Source organism: Caballeronia sp. J97, from assembly GCF_905220305.1.
Classification (GTDB): domain Bacteria; phylum Pseudomonadota; class Gammaproteobacteria; order Burkholderiales; family Burkholderiaceae; genus Caballeronia.
Genome location: NZ_CAJMZL010000003.1, coordinates 267,093 through 282,701, shown reverse-complemented (window position 1 = coordinate 282,701; position 15,609 = coordinate 267,093). Strand labels below are relative to the sequence as shown.

Annotated in this window: 16 protein-coding genes; 12 read left to right on the top strand and 4 right to left on the bottom strand. The window is 64.8% G+C overall.

Features of this window, described 5'->3' with window-relative positions; genetic code table 11:
* The first annotated feature begins 361 nt into the window (after positions 1–361).
* From U4Y90_RS07910 to U4Y90_RS07900, 3 genes are all read left to right on the top strand, one after another.
* Complete coding sequence (locus tag U4Y90_RS07910) at positions 362–1,234, top strand: neutral zinc metallopeptidase (protein ID WP_321793961.1); 873 nt, start codon at positions 362–364, stop codon at positions 1,232–1,234.
* Between the two features lie 180 nt (positions 1,235–1,414).
* Entirely contained in the window at positions 1,415–2,428 is a 1,014-nt protein-coding gene (gene waaC / locus U4Y90_RS07905; protein WP_321793959.1) for a lipopolysaccharide heptosyltransferase I, read from the top strand.
* A gap of 179 nt (positions 2,429–2,607) precedes the next feature.
* Positions 2,608–3,507 carry a flagellar brake protein gene (locus U4Y90_RS07900; protein WP_321793957.1) on the top strand — a complete coding sequence of 300 codons (900 nt, stop codon included), beginning with the start codon at positions 2,608–2,610 and terminating at the stop codon, positions 3,505–3,507.
* Between the two features lie 44 nt (positions 3,508–3,551).
* Here the strand turns inward: U4Y90_RS07900 and U4Y90_RS07895 are convergent, their stop codons facing one another.
* Complete coding sequence (locus U4Y90_RS07895; RefSeq protein ID WP_321793955.1) at positions 3,552–4,205, bottom strand: DsbA family oxidoreductase; 654 nt, start codon at positions 4,203–4,205, stop codon at positions 3,552–3,554.
* Between the two features lie 127 nt (positions 4,206–4,332).
* Complete coding sequence (locus U4Y90_RS07890; protein ID WP_321793953.1) at positions 4,333–5,673, bottom strand: FAD-binding oxidoreductase; 1,341 nt, start codon at positions 5,671–5,673, stop codon at positions 4,333–4,335.
* A gap of 188 nt (positions 5,674–5,861) precedes the next feature.
* Here U4Y90_RS07890 and U4Y90_RS07885 point away from each other — a divergent pair, with 188 nt between their 5' ends.
* Positions 5,862–6,293 (top strand): OsmC family protein, encoded by a 432-nt coding sequence (locus U4Y90_RS07885; protein WP_061168392.1) that lies wholly within the window; start codon positions 5,862–5,864, stop codon positions 6,291–6,293.
* Between the two features lie 38 nt (positions 6,294–6,331).
* Here U4Y90_RS07885 and U4Y90_RS07880 read toward each other — a convergent pair whose 3' ends face one another.
* A complete protein-coding gene (locus U4Y90_RS07880; RefSeq protein ID WP_321793950.1) occupies positions 6,332–7,270 on the bottom strand; it encodes a LysR family transcriptional regulator in 939 nt (312 codons plus the stop codon).
* A gap of 133 nt (positions 7,271–7,403) precedes the next feature.
* Here U4Y90_RS07880 and U4Y90_RS07875 point away from each other — a divergent pair, with 133 nt between their 5' ends.
* The 3 genes from U4Y90_RS07875 to U4Y90_RS07865 are packed head-to-tail and all read left to right on the top strand — an operon-like array spanning position 7,404 to position 10,341.
* The gene (locus U4Y90_RS07875; RefSeq protein WP_321793948.1) at positions 7,404–8,249 is read left to right on the top strand and encodes a fumarylacetoacetate hydrolase family protein; all 846 of its coding nucleotides are present in this window, start codon (positions 7,404–7,406) and stop codon (positions 8,247–8,249) included.
* Positions 8,246–8,989 (top strand): SDR family NAD(P)-dependent oxidoreductase, encoded by a 744-nt coding sequence (locus U4Y90_RS07870; protein WP_321793946.1) that lies wholly within the window; start codon positions 8,246–8,248, stop codon positions 8,987–8,989. The genes U4Y90_RS07875 and U4Y90_RS07870 overlap by 4 nt, the downstream gene beginning before the upstream one ends.
* A 32-nt stretch (positions 8,990–9,021) precedes the next feature.
* On the top strand, positions 9,022–10,341 hold the full coding sequence (locus U4Y90_RS07865) for an MFS transporter (RefSeq protein ID WP_321793944.1): 1,320 nt from the start codon (positions 9,022–9,024) through the stop codon (positions 10,339–10,341).
* A gap of 6 nt (positions 10,342–10,347) precedes the next feature.
* Here U4Y90_RS07865 and U4Y90_RS07860 read toward each other — a convergent pair whose 3' ends face one another.
* Positions 10,348–11,322 carry a sensor domain-containing diguanylate cyclase gene (locus U4Y90_RS07860; RefSeq protein WP_321793942.1) on the bottom strand — a complete coding sequence of 325 codons (975 nt, stop codon included), beginning with the start codon at positions 11,320–11,322 and terminating at the stop codon, positions 10,348–10,350.
* Positions 11,323–11,586: 264 nt separating this feature from the next.
* Between U4Y90_RS07860 and U4Y90_RS07855 the strand changes: the two genes are divergently transcribed.
* From U4Y90_RS07855 to U4Y90_RS07835, 5 genes are all read left to right on the top strand, one after another.
* Positions 11,587–12,681: an ionic transporter y4hA gene (locus tag U4Y90_RS07855; RefSeq protein WP_321793940.1), complete on the top strand. Its 1,095-nt coding sequence runs from the start codon at positions 11,587–11,589 to the stop codon at positions 12,679–12,681.
* A gap of 103 nt (positions 12,682–12,784) precedes the next feature.
* A complete protein-coding gene (locus U4Y90_RS07850) occupies positions 12,785–13,573 on the top strand; it encodes an ABC transporter substrate-binding protein (RefSeq protein WP_321793938.1) in 789 nt (262 codons plus the stop codon).
* A gap of 81 nt (positions 13,574–13,654) precedes the next feature.
* A complete protein-coding gene (locus tag U4Y90_RS07845; protein ID WP_321793936.1) occupies positions 13,655–14,779 on the top strand; it encodes a succinylglutamate desuccinylase/aspartoacylase family protein in 1,125 nt (374 codons plus the stop codon).
* Positions 14,780–14,837: 58 nt separating this feature from the next.
* Positions 14,838–15,305 (top strand): RbsD/FucU family protein, encoded by a 468-nt coding sequence (locus tag U4Y90_RS07840; protein WP_321793934.1) that lies wholly within the window; start codon positions 14,838–14,840, stop codon positions 15,303–15,305.
* 109 nt (positions 15,306–15,414) lie between these two features.
* Positions 15,415–15,564 carry a hypothetical protein gene (locus tag U4Y90_RS07835; RefSeq protein WP_321793932.1) on the top strand — a complete coding sequence of 50 codons (150 nt, stop codon included), beginning with the start codon at positions 15,415–15,417 and terminating at the stop codon, positions 15,562–15,564.
* Positions 15,565–15,609 lie beyond the last annotated feature (45 nt).

Here is a 15,609-nt window from a genome sequence, read left to right as displayed (position 1 = left end):
CGGCATTCGGGAGCGGCCATGTCCTTGACTGAACCAGACGTGTGACGGGCCGGAGCTTAGCGCTATTTCGAGAAAGTGTTGCGCTGCGTCAGTGAACTTGCATTGCGCGCAAATGCCGCAGTTTCAAGGGTTTAGGCACGCTAGCGGATTGATTCGTCGGTGATTTTGAGAGGTCGGTTTAGTGCGGTGCGGCAAGTGCGCGCACGCGGTTTCGCGACAATCGACCGCACTGTGCTGCGGTAGATGAATAGTCAGTCCGAAAAGAACTTTTACGATGCACCGGCACGAGACGTGCGATGGGGACAGGTACCATAATGGCTTTTGAACACGCGCGTCGCGCGAGCAGGAAGGAGAAAGCATCATGCGCCTCGATGACCAGCCAGAAAGTCAGAACGTCGAAGACCGGCGCGGCGGGGGCGGTTTTCGGGTCGGCGGCGGGTCGATCGGCATCGGTACGATCATCGTGGCGCTCGCGGCGTCGTATTTCTTCGGCATCAATCCGATGACCATCATCAACGGTGCGCAGGTGTTGCACGGAAACGCGCCGCAGCAACAAGCCGCGCCCGCCAATACGCAACCGGCGAACGATCCCGGGGCCGTGTTCGTGCGCCGCGTGCTCGGCAACACCGAACAGACGTGGCAGCACATCTTCCGCGCCCAGTTCAACCAGGACTATCCGGCGCCGCGCCTCGTGATGTTCTCGGGCGCGACGCAAACCGCGTGCGGAACGGGGCAGTCGGCGATGGGGCCGTTTTATTGCCCCAACGACCGCAAGGTGTATATCGATCTTTCGTTCTATCGCGAACTGCGCGACCGCTTCGGCGCGGGCGGCGATTTCGCGCAGGCGTATGTCATCGCGCATGAAGTCGGGCATCACGTGCAGAACGTGCTCGGCATCATGAACAAGGTGGATCAGGCGCGTTCGCGCATGACGCGCGAGCAGGCGAATGCGCTGTCGGTACGCGTCGAGTTGCAGGCGGACTGCTTCGCGGGCGTCTGGGCCGCCGTCGCGCAACGCGACAACGCGAAGCTGATCGAGCCCGGTGATTTCGAGCAGGGATTGAACGCGGCCGCCGCGATCGGCGATGATCGTCTGCAGCAGCAATCGCAAGGGCGCATCGTGCCCGAAGCGTTCACACACGGCACGAGCGAGCAACGTCAGCGCTGGCTGCGGCGCGGCATGTCGTCGGGCGACGTCGCCCAGTGCGACACATTTTCCACGCGCTCGCTGTGACAGCGGCAAACGGCCGTTTCGAATTGGACTATTCTGAAGTCGTCGCCGCGGCCGTTTCCGGAGCGCGCTTACAAACACTGACAATGCGTTTGTCTCAAATTCATTAGAATTGCGCGTTTCCGGGCCAGGTCCAGCGCGCCGCTGGGCCGACAGATCGGCCGGATCATTCCCGTACTCTTCATGAAGCGAATTCTGATCGTCAAAGTCACGTCGCTCGGCGATATCGTCGAGACGCTACCGGTCGTTTCCGATCTGCGGCGCGCGTTTCCCTCCGCCAAAATCGACTGGGCCGCGGACGCCGCCTTCGCCGATATCATCCGCTGGAACCCCGGCGTCGACCGTGTGCTGAGCGCGCCGTTGCGCAAATTCAAGAAGGCGCGCAACTGGAACGATCTGAAGGAGATCGGCGCGTCGATCGGCGAGCTTCGAGCCGAAAAATACGATGTGATCGTCGATATTCACGGCGTCTACAAGAGCGCGATCATCGCGTTCATCGCGCGGGGCCGGCGGCGCTACGGCTATCTGAACCAGGATCTCGGCGAGCGCGGCGCGGCCTTCGCGTACAACGCGCGCTTCGGTCCTCGTCCGCTGACCGATGCGTGGCGCGGCATGCGCGTAAGCGTCGCCGATGCGCTCGGTTATCAACTCGAAGACACGCCCGACTACAACATCCGGCTCCCGGCCCTCACGCGCGATCTGAATATTCCGGGCGACGCGCGCATCGCGATGCTGTTCCATGCGACGTCGGCGGACGTAAAGAAATGGCCGAAGGAGCATTGGGGCGAAGTCGGCCGCTGGCTCGCGGCACGCGGATATACGATCGCGCTGCCGTGGGGCACCGAGCGCGAGCAAGGCGAAGCGCAAGCTATCGCGGCGCTCGTGCCGGGCGCGATCGTGTTGCCGAAACTGTCCGTCGTGGAATGCGCGCACTGGATTCAGGCGTCGGAACTCGTCGTCGGCACGGACACCGGGCTCGTGCATCTCGCTCACGCGCTCCAGCGCCGCACGGTCATGTTGTTCGCCGCGACTTCGCGCGAGCATTTCGGCGTGAACGATCCGGGGCGCTCGGTCTCCGTCGGCGAAGAGGGCGCGCCGCCCGATGTGGCGCAAGTGCTGGCCGGCATCGAAAGCGTGACGGTCTCGCCGTCGCAGACGCCTTCCCGTCCCGTCGAATCCGGCGCGACGATCCGCTGAACGCGTTATTTCGATAAAACTTTTATGCGCATAAAACTTCTACCGTCGCGACAGACGGTAGGAACTCCATTTTGCGATAAAAATAAAAGCACACTGACGTAAAAGTTGCCACACAAGACTTGACGGCAAACTCGGCAAGCATGACGATTGCGGAAAACACTTAAGAATCGTCCGATAAGATGACCGACCAAACCGTCGAAGACGCGCGCCCGTCGCTGGCTCGCCTCTCACCTTCCGAGATTCCACTGGGCACATCGCTCGAATGGCCGATCGTCGCCGCTGACGGGGCGCTGCTTTTCGATGCGGGCGCCATCGTGCCCGATGCGCCGGCGCTCGAATTCATGTTCCGGCATTTCGAACCTCACCGGGCGATCCGCGAGCTCGCGCCGAGCGTGCCGGAAGACGACGCGGTCAAGGACGGCCCGCTGACGATCGAGGACATCGGTCTCACCATCGGTGCGCGGGTCGGCTTGCGCGGCACCGGCGGCACGGGTTCGGCGATGTACGCGAGCCGCGTGATCGGATTTTCGACGCCGCGCCGCAAAGGCGAGCGCTCGCTGTTCGTGACGCAACCGTTGATGGCGGGTTTCGATCCGCTCGATCTGACGCTCGGCGAGCAAGTCGATCTCGTGGCGCTCACCGGGCGGGGCGTGTTCCGCTTCGCCTGCACCGTCGATGCGACTTGCCGCGAGCCTTTCAACTACGCGGTGCTGTCGGCGCCGGGCGCGATCCGCAGGCTGCGCACGCGCAAGTTCGCGCGGATGCCGACTCGCCTCGCGGCGCATTTCGCCGCCGATGGCGCACAAGGCGCGCGGCAACTGGGCCGCGTGAGCGATATCAGTCCGTACGGCATGTCGCTGACCGTCGCGAACCCGTCCGCGCATGTGGGCGACCGTCTGCAACTGTCGTTTCAGTTCAAGACCGATGGCGTCGACGTGAGCATCGAGACCATCGCGATCGTGCGCCATGTCGGCTCGCTCGATCCGTCCGACGGCAGCGCGGCCTACGGGCTCGAGTTCGAATCGCTCGAGCCGTCGCAGCGCATCGCGCTGAAATCGTTCATGGCCGAGCACAGCTAGGATCGCGCTGCGGCCGACCTCGCCGGCCGGCCGCGCGGGGCCGTTCAGACGCCCGGAAAGCCGTCGGGAAAGAGCCGCTCGACGGCCGCCTCGAAATGCTGGATCGGCGCGGCGCCACGTAGCGCGATCGGCGGCGGCGGTTCCTGGCCGGGCGCGGGCTCGCGCGACAGCACCGCGAACGGCACGCCGCTCACGCCCAGCTTCTTCGCGAACTCTTCATCTTCGATCACGAGATCGGTGTAGGTGCCGTCGTCGAGCGCCTCTTCGAGCAATTCCGGATCGACGCCGCAGGTGGCCGCGATGTCGAGCAGCGCGTCGGTGTCGCCGATATCGATGCCTTCTTCGAAATACGCCTTGAAGATCGCGCGATGCACGAGATCGAAACGGCCCGATTCGCGCGCGAACATGGCGGTCTCGAAGGCCTTGCGGCTGCGCGGCGTGACCGGCGGCATGCGCATCGTCACGCCGCGCTCCTGCGCGAGCGGGCGGACCGAGTTTTCCCAGGATTCGACGATCTTCTCACTGTTCGGATCGACGAGCGGCGTCGGCTCAGGGCGCAATTCGAACGCGTGCCAGCGAATCTCGACCGCATCGCCGTAGGCATTGCGGAACTGGTCGAGCACGGGCGTCTCGAGATAGCAGAACGGACACACGAAGTCCGACCAGACGTCGATATAAAGAACGGACGTGGATGCCATGGGGGCCTCAAAAGCGAACGGCGCGAGTGCGCCGTTTGACTGAACCGGCAAACATCGCGAGCGGGCGATGTTCGCAAAACCGGTATGTTAGCGCGTGCCGGCCGTCGCCGCGCGCACGCGCGATGCATCAGAAGCCGCCGTCGATCTCGATCTTGCTGCCGTCGAAGAAGCGCGACAGGCGAAACGCGCGCGGATCGACGAGCGGTGCGTCGTTCGCGACAAGGTCCGCCATCAGCTTGCCCGCAGCCGGACCGATGCCGAACCCGTGACCCGAAAAGCCCGTGGCGATGAAAAGCCCCGGTTTCCCGTCGACGCTGGAGATGACCGGCACGGCATCGGGCGTCACGTCGATATAGCCGGCCCACGCCTGTTCGACGCGCAGGCCGGCCAGCGCCGGGAAGAGCTTGCGGAATTCTGTGACCGCCGCTTCGTTGAAGGCCTCCACGGGGGCGGGATCGAGCGTGCGGTCGACTTCGAAGAGGGTCGGCTGATCGAGCGGCCAGGTGCGCGGCCGGCGCAGTTCCTCGAAGAAGCGCCGATTCAGTCCCAGCTTGATCGAGCCGATCTGACTTTTCAGCGCAGGCAGAAATTTGCCGAACAGGCGAAGGCTGTCGGGGGTGATGTCGTGGAAGCTGTGAAACGCGTTGGCAATGGTGTAGCCGCCGTCGAGACGTTTGCGATAGCCCATTTCCCGATTGCACGCGCTCACGTCCGGTCCCTGTTCCAGCGGGGCTGTGCGCAAGACCGACGAACGCACCATGAGTTGCGGCACGTCGACGCCGAGGCTGCCCGCGAAATGGCGCGTCCACGCGCCGCCCGCCACGACCACGCTCGAACAACGGATGCGCCCGTATTCGGTGACCACGCCGCGGATCGCGCCGCCGCTCGTTTCGACGCCGCGCACCGCGCAGGGCGTCAGCACTTTCACGCCGCGTTCGCGCAGCGCGGCGGCCATCGCGGGCACCGCGCGTTGCGGCTCGGCGCGGCCGTCGCCCGGTGTGTAGATGCCGCCCGCGAAACGCCGCGTGGTGCACGACATCAACGCGCCGGTTTCGTCCGGCGAGACGATGCGGGAGTCGAGCGCGTCGCGGCCGACGAGCGCGACCGCGCGCGCAAGCCATGCTTCGTGATCGGCGAGGGCTTTGGCATCGTCGGCGGCGTAGAGGATGCCGCACTCGCGAAAGCCCGTGTCGATGCCGAGGTCCGCATCGATGTGTCGCCAGAGCGCGAGGCTTTCGAGACTCAGTTCGAGCTCGCGCAAGTCGCGATGCGTCGCGCGGCACCAGCCCCAGTTGCGGCTCGACTGCTCGCCGGCGATATAGCCCTTTTCGCAGACCGCCACCGACAGGCCTTTGTCGACGAGCGCTCGCGCCGTGCTGATGCCGATCACCCCGCCGCCCACGATGACGACGTCGGCGAAATCGGGGAGCGTGCGGTCTTCGGTGATGCGTTCGGTGGGTGGGCCCATGTTGTGTGGTGCTCTTCAGAAGGTTGTCGTCCGCAAAACGCGAGTGGGCGATGATAGTCCAATGCACGGGCCCGCTGCACCCAGTCGTGCGATCGGCTACGATGCAACCGCTCAGGCTATCGAAGTGCGCCGGACCGGGCACGGCGCGTGCGAATTCGTCAGTTCCACTTCATCTCTGGAGAACTCTCGTGCAAAAGACAGCATCGGCAAAATGGAGCGGCGGCATCAAGGACGGCAAGGGTTTCATCTCGACGCAAACCGGTGTGCTCAACGAGGCGCCCTATGGCTTCAAGTCGCGCTTCGAGGAAGGTCCGGGCACGAATCCGGAAGAGTTGATCGGCGCGGCGCACGCGGGCTGTTTCACGATGGCGCTCTCGCTGCAGCTCGAAATGGCCGGCATGAAGGCCGAGAGCCTCGAAACGAAATCGACGGTCACGCTCGACAAGGACGGCGATGGCTTCACGATCACCGCCTGCCAGCTCGATCTGAAAGCGAAGATTCCCGGCGCCGACAAAGCCGCCTTCGACAAGGCCGCTCAGGCCGCGAAAGAAGGCTGTCCGGTGTCGAAGCTCTTCGCGGGCAACACGAAAATCACGTTGAACGCCGAGCTCGTGTCGTAACCGGCGCGTCAGTCGATCGAACGAAGCGGACGGGCGCTTTACCCGTCCGCTTTTTTGTCGCGCGTGAGTTCCTCGATGATGAGCCGCGCGGGCGCAGGCAGCGCCGCGCCTCTTCGCGTCACGACGCCGTACGGTTCCGTGCGCGAGCGCACCGCGATGGCGAGCCGTTTCGCGAGCCCGTGTGCCGATAGAAACGTCGCCATGTCGAGCGGCATCATCGCGACGAGTGTCGGATCGTGTTGCAGCAGCAGCACGGTCGTGATGGTCGATGCCGTCTCGATCGGATGCGAGGGCAGCGGCAGGCCGGCTTCCTTGAATTCGCGCTCGTAGAGGCTGCGGATCGGCATGATCGCCGGATAGACGATCCATCGGCTCGAAGCCAGCTCGCTCAATTCGACGCGCGGCGCATCGACGAGCGCATGCGCGACGCCCGCGACGATCGCGAGCGGCTCGTCGCGCAGCTCGACGTAGTGGTAGTGATCGGGGTGGCGCGCGACACTCGCCCGGCAGATCGCGACATCGAGCCGGCCCTGATCGAGCAGCGCGAGCAACCGCGCGCTCGTGTCTTCGACCACTTCGACGGTCAACGCCGGCTGCCGCTCGCGCAAGCGCGCGAGGGCATCGACGAGCACGCCGGAGACCGCGCCGGTGATCGCGCCGATCGCGAGCCGTCCACCCGTGCCTTGCAGAATGCCCGCCATTTCCTCGCACAAATGCGCGACGTCCATGTGGATCAGCCTTGCATAGCGGATCACGCAGCGCCCCAGTTCATTCGGCTCGATGCCTTGCGCCGAGCGCGTGAAAAGCGTCGCGCCGAGCGTCGCTTCGATCTCGCGCAGCGCCTTCGTCGCGCCGGGCTGCGTGAGCGCCATTTCATCGGCGGCGCGATGAAGCGAGCCGTGATCGTCGAGCGCGATCAGAAGACGCAGTTGCTTGAGCCGCAGTCGCGCGGCGATCGAATCGGCATTGGGCAGCATGGAGGCAAGCGGCTACGGGACTACGAGAAGATAACGGAAAGTTATCGCCCCGGCAGCAGCTTTCATTATTCAAGCTGTGCAGCGTTCTCTACATTGTGGGTTCCGCTCATTACGTTCAAGGAACCACCGACTCATGAAGCTGCTTCGATACGGCGCGCCCGGCCAGGAAAAACCCGGTTTTCTCGATGCCAGCGGCGCGATCCGCGACTTGTCCGGCGTCATCGGCGATATCGCGGGCGATGCGCTGCTGCCCGAATCGCTCGCGCAACTCGCGAAGCTCGATCCGTCGACGCTGCCGATCGTGCCTTCGGGCGAGCGCATCGGACCGTGTGTCGGGCGCATCGGCAAATTCATCTGCATCGGGCTGAACTATGCCGATCACGCGGCGGAATCGAATCTGCCCGTGCCGTCGGAGCCGGTCGTGTTCAACAAGTGGCTCTCGGCGGTGGTCGGTCCGAACGACGACGTGCGCATCCCGCGCGGCTCGAAGAAGACCGATTGGGAAGTCGAACTGGGCGTCGTGATCGGCAAGGGCGGCGCGTATATCGACGCAGCCGACGCGATGAGCCACGTCGCCGGATACTGCGTGATCAACGACGTGTCCGAGCGCGAATATCAGATCGAGCGAGGCGGCACGTGGGACAAGGGCAAGGGCTGCGATACCTTCGGCCCGATCGGCCCGTGGCTCGTCACCGCCGACGAAGTGCCCGATCCGCACAAGCTGCCGCTCTGGCTCGAAGTGGACGGCAAGCGCTATCAGAACGGCAACACCAGCACGATGATCTTCAAGGTCGGCGAAATCGTCTCGTATCTCTCGCGCTTCATGAGTCTGCAGCCGGGCGATGTCATTTCGACGGGCACGCCGCCGGGCGTCGGCATGGGGCAGAAGCCCGAAGCCGTCTATCTGCGCGCGGGCCAGACGATGCGTCTCGGCATCGAAGGCCTCGGCGAACAACGGCAGCGGACGGTGGACGCATGAACCGATACGACTTCACGAATCGCGCGGCGGTCGTGACCGGCGGCGCGCAGGGCATCGGTTACGCGGTGGCGGAGCGGCTCGTCGAAGGCGGTGCGCGCGTCGCACTGTGGGATCGCGACGAAGGTGCGTTGGCCGAAGCGCGCGTCGGGCTCGGCGACGTGCAAACCGTGCTCGTCGATCTGACCGATCGCGATGCCGTCGCCAAAGCGACCTCGCGCACGCTGGAACGCTTCGGGCACATCGACGTGCTCGTGCACAGCGCGGGCATCGCGGGCGCGAACGCGACGGTCGCCGACTACGCGCCGGAAGAATGGTCGCGCGTGATCGATGTCGATCTGAACGCCGCGTTCCACGTCAACCAGGCGGTCGTCCGGACGATGATCGCGCGCGGCTACGGACGCATCGTCAATATCGCGTCGATCGCGGGCAAGGAAGGCAATCCGAACGCATCGGCGTACAGCGCGGCAAAGGCGGGCGTGATCGCGCTGACCAAAAGCCTCGGCAAGGAAACGGCGGGCCTCGATATCGCGGTGAACGCCGTGACGCCGGCCGCCGCGCGCACGAAGATCTTCGATCAGATGAAGCAGGAGCACATCGACTACATGCTGTCGAAGATTCCGCGCGGGCGCTTTGTCGAAGTGAAGGAGATCGCGGCGATGGTCGCGTTCCTCGTGTCGTCGGAGAACTCGTTCACGACGGGCGCGGTGTTCGATCTTTCCGGAGGACGCGCGACGTACTGAAACCGCAGCAGACCCATAACAAAGGAGACAACGTGGATTCCATCGCCGCCGCCCCAGGCACCGAAGCGCACGACGACGTCCGGATCTACCGCAAGGTGTTCTGGCGCTTCGTGCCGCTGTTCGTCGCGTGTTTCGTGTTTTCGTATCTCGACCGCATCAACATCAGCTTCGCGAAGCTGCAGATGCAAAGCGAGCTCGGTTTCTCCGATGCGATGTACGGCTTCGGCGCGAGCGTGTTCTTCGTCGGCTATTTTCTGTTCGAAGTGCCGAGCAATATCGTGCTGCATCGCGTCGGCGCGAAGCGCTGGATCGCGCGCATCATGATCACGTGGGGCATCGCGTCGGCGTGCATGATGTTCGTGCGCACCGAGACATGGTTCTACGTGCTGCGCTTTCTGATCGGCGCGCTCGAGGCGGGCTTCGTGCCGGGCGCGCTGTACTTCTTCACGAAGTGGTTTCCGTCGTCGCGGCGCGGACGCATCAACGCGTTCTTCATGGCGTCGATCGCGCTGTGCGGCATTATCGGCAGTCCGCTGTCGGGCGCGATCATGAAGTTCTGCAACGGCCTGAACGGCATGCCCGGCTGGCAATGGCTCTTTCTGCTCGAAGGCATTCCGTCGGTGCTGCTCGGCTTCGTCGTGCTCGCGTTCGTCGACGACGACGTCGATCACGCGAAATGGCTCGACGCCGATGAAAAACGCGCGCTGAAGGCGCAACTCGCGCGCGATCCGAAGGTCGGCGAAGTGCATTCGCTGAAGGCCGCGTTCAGCGAGCCCGTCACGCTCGTGATGGCGCTCATCTATCTGTTCCTCGCAATGGGCATCTACGGCCTCGTCTTCTGGATGCCGCAGCTCGTGAAGACCGCGGGCACGAGCGATCCCTTCATGATCGGCCTGATTTCGATGCTGCCTTACGCGGTCGCGGGCATCGGCATGATCCTGATCGGCCGGCACTCGGACCGCACCGGCGAACGGCGCTGGCACCTCGGCGCGTGCGCGCTCGCGGGCACGATCGGTTATGTGCTGTGCGGCTTTTTCCCGGGCAATACGGTGATGCTCGTGATCGGTCTCACGATCGCCGCGACCGGCATCATCACGTCGCTCGGGCTGTTCTGGATCTTGCCGACGCGCTTTCTCACCGGCATCGCGGCGGCGAGCGGCATCGCGCTCATCAACTCGGTCGGGCAGTTCGGCGGCATCATCAGCCCGTACATGGTCGGCAAGGTCAAGACGATGACCGGCAGCGCAACGCCCGGCCTCTATGCGATCGCGTTCGCGTGCCTGCTCGGCGCGATGCTGATCGTGTGGGGGCTGCCGCGTCGCCTGTACTTCCGGGAAAGCGGCAGCGAGTGACGCGTTCTAGCGCCCCGGGCCGTTCTTTTGAGCGGCCTTGTGCGCGTACATCTTGCTGTCGCTTGCCACGAGCAGGTCGATCACCGATGCGTGCCGCTGCGCGTCGAACTGCGTCTGCCCGACGCTGAAGCGAATCTGATAGCCACGCGCCGCCGCCGCGTTGCTCGCCGCCAGCGCATCGCGCAAGCGTTCGAGCGCGTGGCGCGTTTCGCCGTCGCCGGCATCGGTCAGCAGCGCGACAAATTCGTCGCCGCCCAGACGGCCGATCACATCGCTTTCGCGCAACGACTCGCGCAACGCGGTGGCGAAGGTCACGAGCGCGCGATCGCCCTCGGCGTGACCGAAGGTGTCGTTGATGCGCTTGAAATCGTCGAGGTCGAAGAACAGGAGCGACGCGTCGCGGCCCATGCGCTTGCAGACGTTCAGCGCGTGCTGCGCGAGTGCCTCGAAGCCGCGCCGGTTCGCGATCAGCGTCAGTTCGTCGACGGTCGCCAGTTCGATCGCCGCAATCTCCTGCTCCGCGATATGCGCGAGATCGCGCAACAGCCCGCGCTGCTCGGTGTCGAGTTCGCGCGGGCGCGTGTCGATCAGGCACAGCGTGCCGAGCTTCGAGCCGTTGGGCACGGTAAGCGGCTGGCCCGCGTAAAAGCGGATGCCCGGATCGCCCGTGACGAGCGGATTGTCGTGAAAGCGTGCATCGGCGCGGGCGTCGGGGATCATGAAGACGTCGTCGTGCAGGATCGCATGTCCGCAAAAGGAAATGTCGCGCGAGGTTTCCTGCGCGTCGAGTCCCGCGCACGACTTGAACCACTGCCGGTTTTCGTCGATGAGGGAGACGAGCGCCATCGGCACGTCGAACAGGCGGCGCGCGAGGCGCGTGAGACGGTCGAAGCGGTCCTCGGCGGGCGTGTCGAGGATCCTGAGCGCGCGCAGGGTCGCGAGGCGGGCGGTTTCGTTCTCGGGTATCGGTGCGGCGAGCATGTGTCTCCGGTTCCAGGGCGTGGGCACTGAAGCGCTATTTTCCGACAATTACGCAATTAATTCATCCGCTCGAGTCCGGCACGCGGGCGAACGCGCGGCACCGCGTTTTCGCTATCATGCCGATGGTCTGCGGCCCTTTGTCACGGCAAATTCCTCGCACGCACGGCGTGCGAGCGGGTCCGACGCATTCGGCGCGATTTGCAGACCCGGTGGCCACATCGCAAGAGCCGACGATCCCATTCACCCGATCCGCCCGGAGCGCCGATGAAATTCAAGCTGGACTGGACTCTCATTACCCCGATACTCGCGCTCGTCGTGCTGGCCGCGACCGCGCTGATCCAGAGCGGCGTGCTGATCGTGCTCGCAGCCATCGCGCTCGCATTCGCGGTGTTCGCGGCCGTGCATCACGCGGAAGTGGTCGCGCATCGCGTGGGCGAGCCGTTCGGCACGCTGGTCTTGGCGATCGCGGTCACGGTGATCGAGGTCGCGCTGATCGTGTCGGTGATGCTGTCCGGCGGCCCCGAGAAAGCCGGACTGCCGCGCGACACCGTGTTCGCCGCGATCATGATCTGCAGTTGCGGCATCGTCGGCTTGTGTCTGCTGGTCGGCGGCTTGCGGCATCACGTGCAGGACTTCCAGCTGCAAGGCGCGAGCGCCGCGCTCGCGATTCTCTGCGCGCTTTCCGTGCTCACGCTCGTCTTGCCGAATTTCACGAGCACGGTCGTCGGTCCGGCGCTTTCGACGTCGCAGCTCATTTTCGTCGGCGTGATCTCGCTCGTGCTGTACGTGACCTTCGTGTTCGTGCAGACGATCCGCCATCGCGATTACTTCCTGCCGTTCACGCCGCCGGCCGCCGCGAACACGCAGGGCGAAGACGAAGCACCGCACGCGCCGCCGCCGAGCACCCGCGAAGCGTGGGTCGCGCTGCTGTTCCTGATGCTCTCGCTGGTGTCTGTGGTCGGGCTCGCGAAGCTGCTGTCGCCGGCGGTGGAGGCGGGCGTCGCGGCAGCGGGCGCGCCCGAGGCCGTGGTCGGCGTCGTGATCGCGGCGCTCGTGCTGCTCCCGGAAGGGCTGGCCGCCTTGCGCGCGGCGCGCCTGAACCGCCTGCAGACGAGCCTGAATCTCGCGCTCGGCTCCGCGCTCGCGAGCATCGGCCTGACGATTCCGACGGTCGCGGTCGTGTCGATCGTCATCGGCCAGCCGATCGCGCTCGGGCTCGCGCCCAAGGAAATCGTGATGCTGGCGCTCACGCTGCTCGTGTCCGTCATCACGCTCGGCACGGGCCGCTCGACCGTGCTGCAGGGCGTCGTGCTGCTCGTGATCTTCGCGGCTTTCCTGTTTCTTTCGGTCGTCCCTTGACGTGCGTCGCACGGCGAATCGGATGGTTTTGTTACCATTCACGGTTTTTCGCGCGTCCGCGCGCGATGTGTCGCCGTCTCATCGAAAGCCCCGAAGGAACAGCATGTCATTCAAGAAGTCCGCATCGTTCGCGATGCTTGCCGCACTCGCCGCCGTTTCGTTCTCGGCGCAAGCCAAGGAAATCACGCAAGTCCGTTTCGCCGTCGATCCGTCCTATCCGCCGTTCGAATCGAAGCAGGCCGACGGCACGCTCGCCGGCTTCGACATCGATCTCGGCAATGCGCTGTGCGCGCAGATGAAAGTCAAGTGCGTGTGGGTCGAAAACAATTTCGACGGCATGATTCCCGGCCTGAAGGCCCGCAAATTCGACGCCGTGCTGTCCGACATGGGCATCACCGAGGAGCGCCTGAAGCAGATCGATTTCACCGATCCGCTCTACGACACACACGCGCAACTCGTCGCGCGCGCGGGCTCGGGCATTTTGCCGACGCCGCAGGCGTTGAAAGGCAAGCGCGTCGGCGTGGAGCAGGGCACGGTGCAGGAGCGTTACGCGAAGGTGAAGTGGGAGCCGCAGGGCGTGACGGTCGTGGCTTATGGCGATCAGGAGCAGGTCGAGGCGGATCTCGTCGCGGGCCGCATCGACGCGATCTTCACCGACGCCGCGCAAGCCGCCATCGGCTTTCTGAAGAAGCCGCAGGGCAAGCCGTTCGCGCTGGTCGGGCCGATTGTCGAAGACCGCGCGATCATCGGTCCGGGCACGGCGATCGGTCTGCGCAAGGGCGACGCCGATCTGAAGAACGGCCTGAACAACGCGTTCGTCGAAATCAAGAAGAACGGCACGTTCAAGCGCATCATGGCGAAGTACTTCGAGACCGATATCTCGATCCAGTAATCGCCGTTCGACGCATTCGACCGAAAAAGGCATCGCTCGCGGTGCCTTTTCTTTTCGCTTTCGACGAGAGACACATCGAAGATGCAGGTTCATCATCATCCGCTCGTCGGCGCGTCGCTCGGCACCGGGCGCGCGATCACGAGCTATCGTTTCGGGCCGCAAGACGGCGAGACATCGCCCAAGGTCTACATTCAGGCGTCGCTGCACGCCGACGAACTGCCGGGCATGGTCGTCGCGTGGTACCTGAAGCGGCGCTTCGCCGAACTGGAAGCGGCGGGGAAGCTGAACGCGCGCATCGTGCTCGTGCCGGTTGCGAATCCGGCCGGCCTGAATCAGCACTGGTTCGGCACGCAGATGGGCCGCTTCGAGATGCGTTCGGGCCAAGACTTCAACCGGCGCTTTCCCGCGTTCGGGCCCAAGCTCGCACTCGCGCTCAAGGGCCGCCTGACGGGCGACGCCACGCAGAACGCGCGGCTCGTTCGCGCGGCGCTGCGCGAACATCTGGAAGCGCTCGAAGCGGCGACCGAGCTCGAATCGCAACGCATCGAACTGATGACGCTCGCGTGCGACGCCGATCTCGTCATGGACCTGCATTGCGACTGGGAGGCCGTCGCGCATCTCTACACGACGCCCGAAGCGTGGCCCGCGATCGAGCCGCTCGCACGCTATCTCGGCAGCGAGGCGCAACTGCTCGCCGATGTATCGGGAGGCGAGCCGTTCGACGAAGCGTGCACGGCGGCGTGGCGCTATCTGCGCGGCGCGCTCGCGGATCGTTTTCCGATTCCGATGGGCGCGCGTTCGGTCACGCTGGAGCTGCGCGGCGTGCGCGACGTGTCGCACGACATGGCGGCGCGCGATGCACAGGCCATCGTCGACTACCTGACGCACGCGGGCATGATCGCGGGCGACGCGGCGGAATTGCCGCCGTTGCGCCATCCCGCGACGCCGCTCGCCGGATGCGAGTACGTGCATGCGCCGCTATCGGGCGTGATTCTGCATCGGCGGGAAATCGGCGAGCGCGTGTGCCCGGGAGACATCATCGCCGACGTGCTCGATCCGCTCGACGACCGGCTCGTCCCGCTCGTCGCACAGACCGAAGGCCTGTTGTACGCGCGGCACTGGACGCGCTTCGCGACGGCGGGAATGCTGGTCGCGCGCATCGCGGGCAAGGACGCGGCGCGGCAGGGCGAGTTGCTCGTGCCCTAGAAGCGCGGCGGCGGGTACCATAGATTCGGCTGGCCTACGTCATGGAGAACAAGAAGACATGCTGAAGAACATCGATTCGCTGCTCAACGCCGACATCCTGCACGCCCTCTGCGCGATGGGCCACGGCGACGAAGTCGTCATCTGCGACGCCAACTTTCCCGCCGATTCCATCGCGCGCCGGACCGTGCTCGGTCGCGTGCTCCGACTCGATGGCGTCGGCGCGCCGCGCGCGGTGCAAGCGGTGCTGTCCGTGATGCCGCTCGATACGTTCGTCGATCATCCTGCCGAGCGGATGGAAGTCGTCGGCGATGCCGCGGCTCTGCCCGCCGTGCAGCGCGAAGCCCAGCGCGAAATCGATGCCGCCGAGGGGCGCGCCGTGCCGTTTGGGTCGATCGAGCGTTTCGCGTTCTATGAACGCGCAAAAAGCGCCTATTGCGTGATCGCGACGGGGGAAACGCGCGGCTACGGGTGTTTCATCTTCAAAAAGGGCGTGCAGTTGGCGCCCGATGCACCGATGCAAAATTGACCGGCGATCTACGGGAATACCCTGTTGCTTTTTTGAAAACGTGTTGCGGTGCAGCGAGAAAGGCGTATAGTTAGGGTTATTCCCTAGCTACTTACCCTGAGAGATGCACATGAAAACCACCGCTCAACAATCCCTGCTCGTTTCGTTCGGTTCCTGGCTGCGCGCTTCGAAGGCTGCGTTGCGCCGCGAGTGGGATCGTGCGCTGCAACTGCATCTGCAAAACTGCGAGATCCTCGTCGAATCGTATCGCCGCAAGTAAGCAGCGCACGACGGCAATCCCGGTCTAGAGCATCAATCACGACGC

What these genes read in the sequence shown, in the direction of transcription:
- U4Y90_RS07895 (WP_321793955.1), bottom strand. Translation starts at nt 4,205, where the DNA reads ATGGCATCCACGTCCGTTCTTTATATCGACGTCTGGTCGGACTTCGTG.
- U4Y90_RS07845 (WP_321793936.1), top strand. Translation starts at nt 13,655, where the DNA reads ATGCAGGTTCATCATCATCCGCTCGTCGGCGCGTCGCTCGGCACCGGG.
- U4Y90_RS07850 (WP_321793938.1), top strand. Translation starts at nt 12,785, where the DNA reads ATGTCATTCAAGAAGTCCGCATCGTTCGCGATGCTTGCCGCACTCGCC.
- U4Y90_RS07880 (WP_321793950.1), bottom strand. Translation starts at nt 7,270, where the DNA reads ATGCTGCCCAATGCCGATTCGATCGCCGCGCGACTGCGGCTCAAGCAA.
- U4Y90_RS07875 (WP_321793948.1), top strand. Translation starts at nt 7,404, where the DNA reads ATGAAGCTGCTTCGATACGGCGCGCCCGGCCAGGAAAAACCCGGTTTT.
- U4Y90_RS07900 (WP_321793957.1), top strand. Translation starts at nt 2,608, where the DNA reads ATGACCGACCAAACCGTCGAAGACGCGCGCCCGTCGCTGGCTCGCCTC.
- U4Y90_RS07855 (WP_321793940.1), top strand. Translation starts at nt 11,587, where the DNA reads ATGAAATTCAAGCTGGACTGGACTCTCATTACCCCGATACTCGCGCTC.
- U4Y90_RS07840 (WP_321793934.1), top strand. Translation starts at nt 14,838, where the DNA reads ATGCTGAAGAACATCGATTCGCTGCTCAACGCCGACATCCTGCACGCC.
- waaC (WP_321793959.1), top strand. Translation starts at nt 1,415, where the DNA reads ATGAAGCGAATTCTGATCGTCAAAGTCACGTCGCTCGGCGATATCGTC.
- U4Y90_RS07890 (WP_321793953.1), bottom strand. Translation starts at nt 5,673, where the DNA reads ATGGGCCCACCCACCGAACGCATCACCGAAGACCGCACGCTCCCCGAT.
- U4Y90_RS07910 (WP_321793961.1), top strand. Translation starts at nt 362, where the DNA reads ATGCGCCTCGATGACCAGCCAGAAAGTCAGAACGTCGAAGACCGGCGC.
- U4Y90_RS07860 (WP_321793942.1), bottom strand. Translation starts at nt 11,322, where the DNA reads ATGCTCGCCGCACCGATACCCGAGAACGAAACCGCCCGCCTCGCGACC.
- U4Y90_RS07835 (WP_321793932.1), top strand. Translation starts at nt 15,415, where the DNA reads ATGAAAACCACCGCTCAACAATCCCTGCTCGTTTCGTTCGGTTCCTGG.
- U4Y90_RS07870 (WP_321793946.1), top strand. Translation starts at nt 8,246, where the DNA reads ATGAACCGATACGACTTCACGAATCGCGCGGCGGTCGTGACCGGCGGC.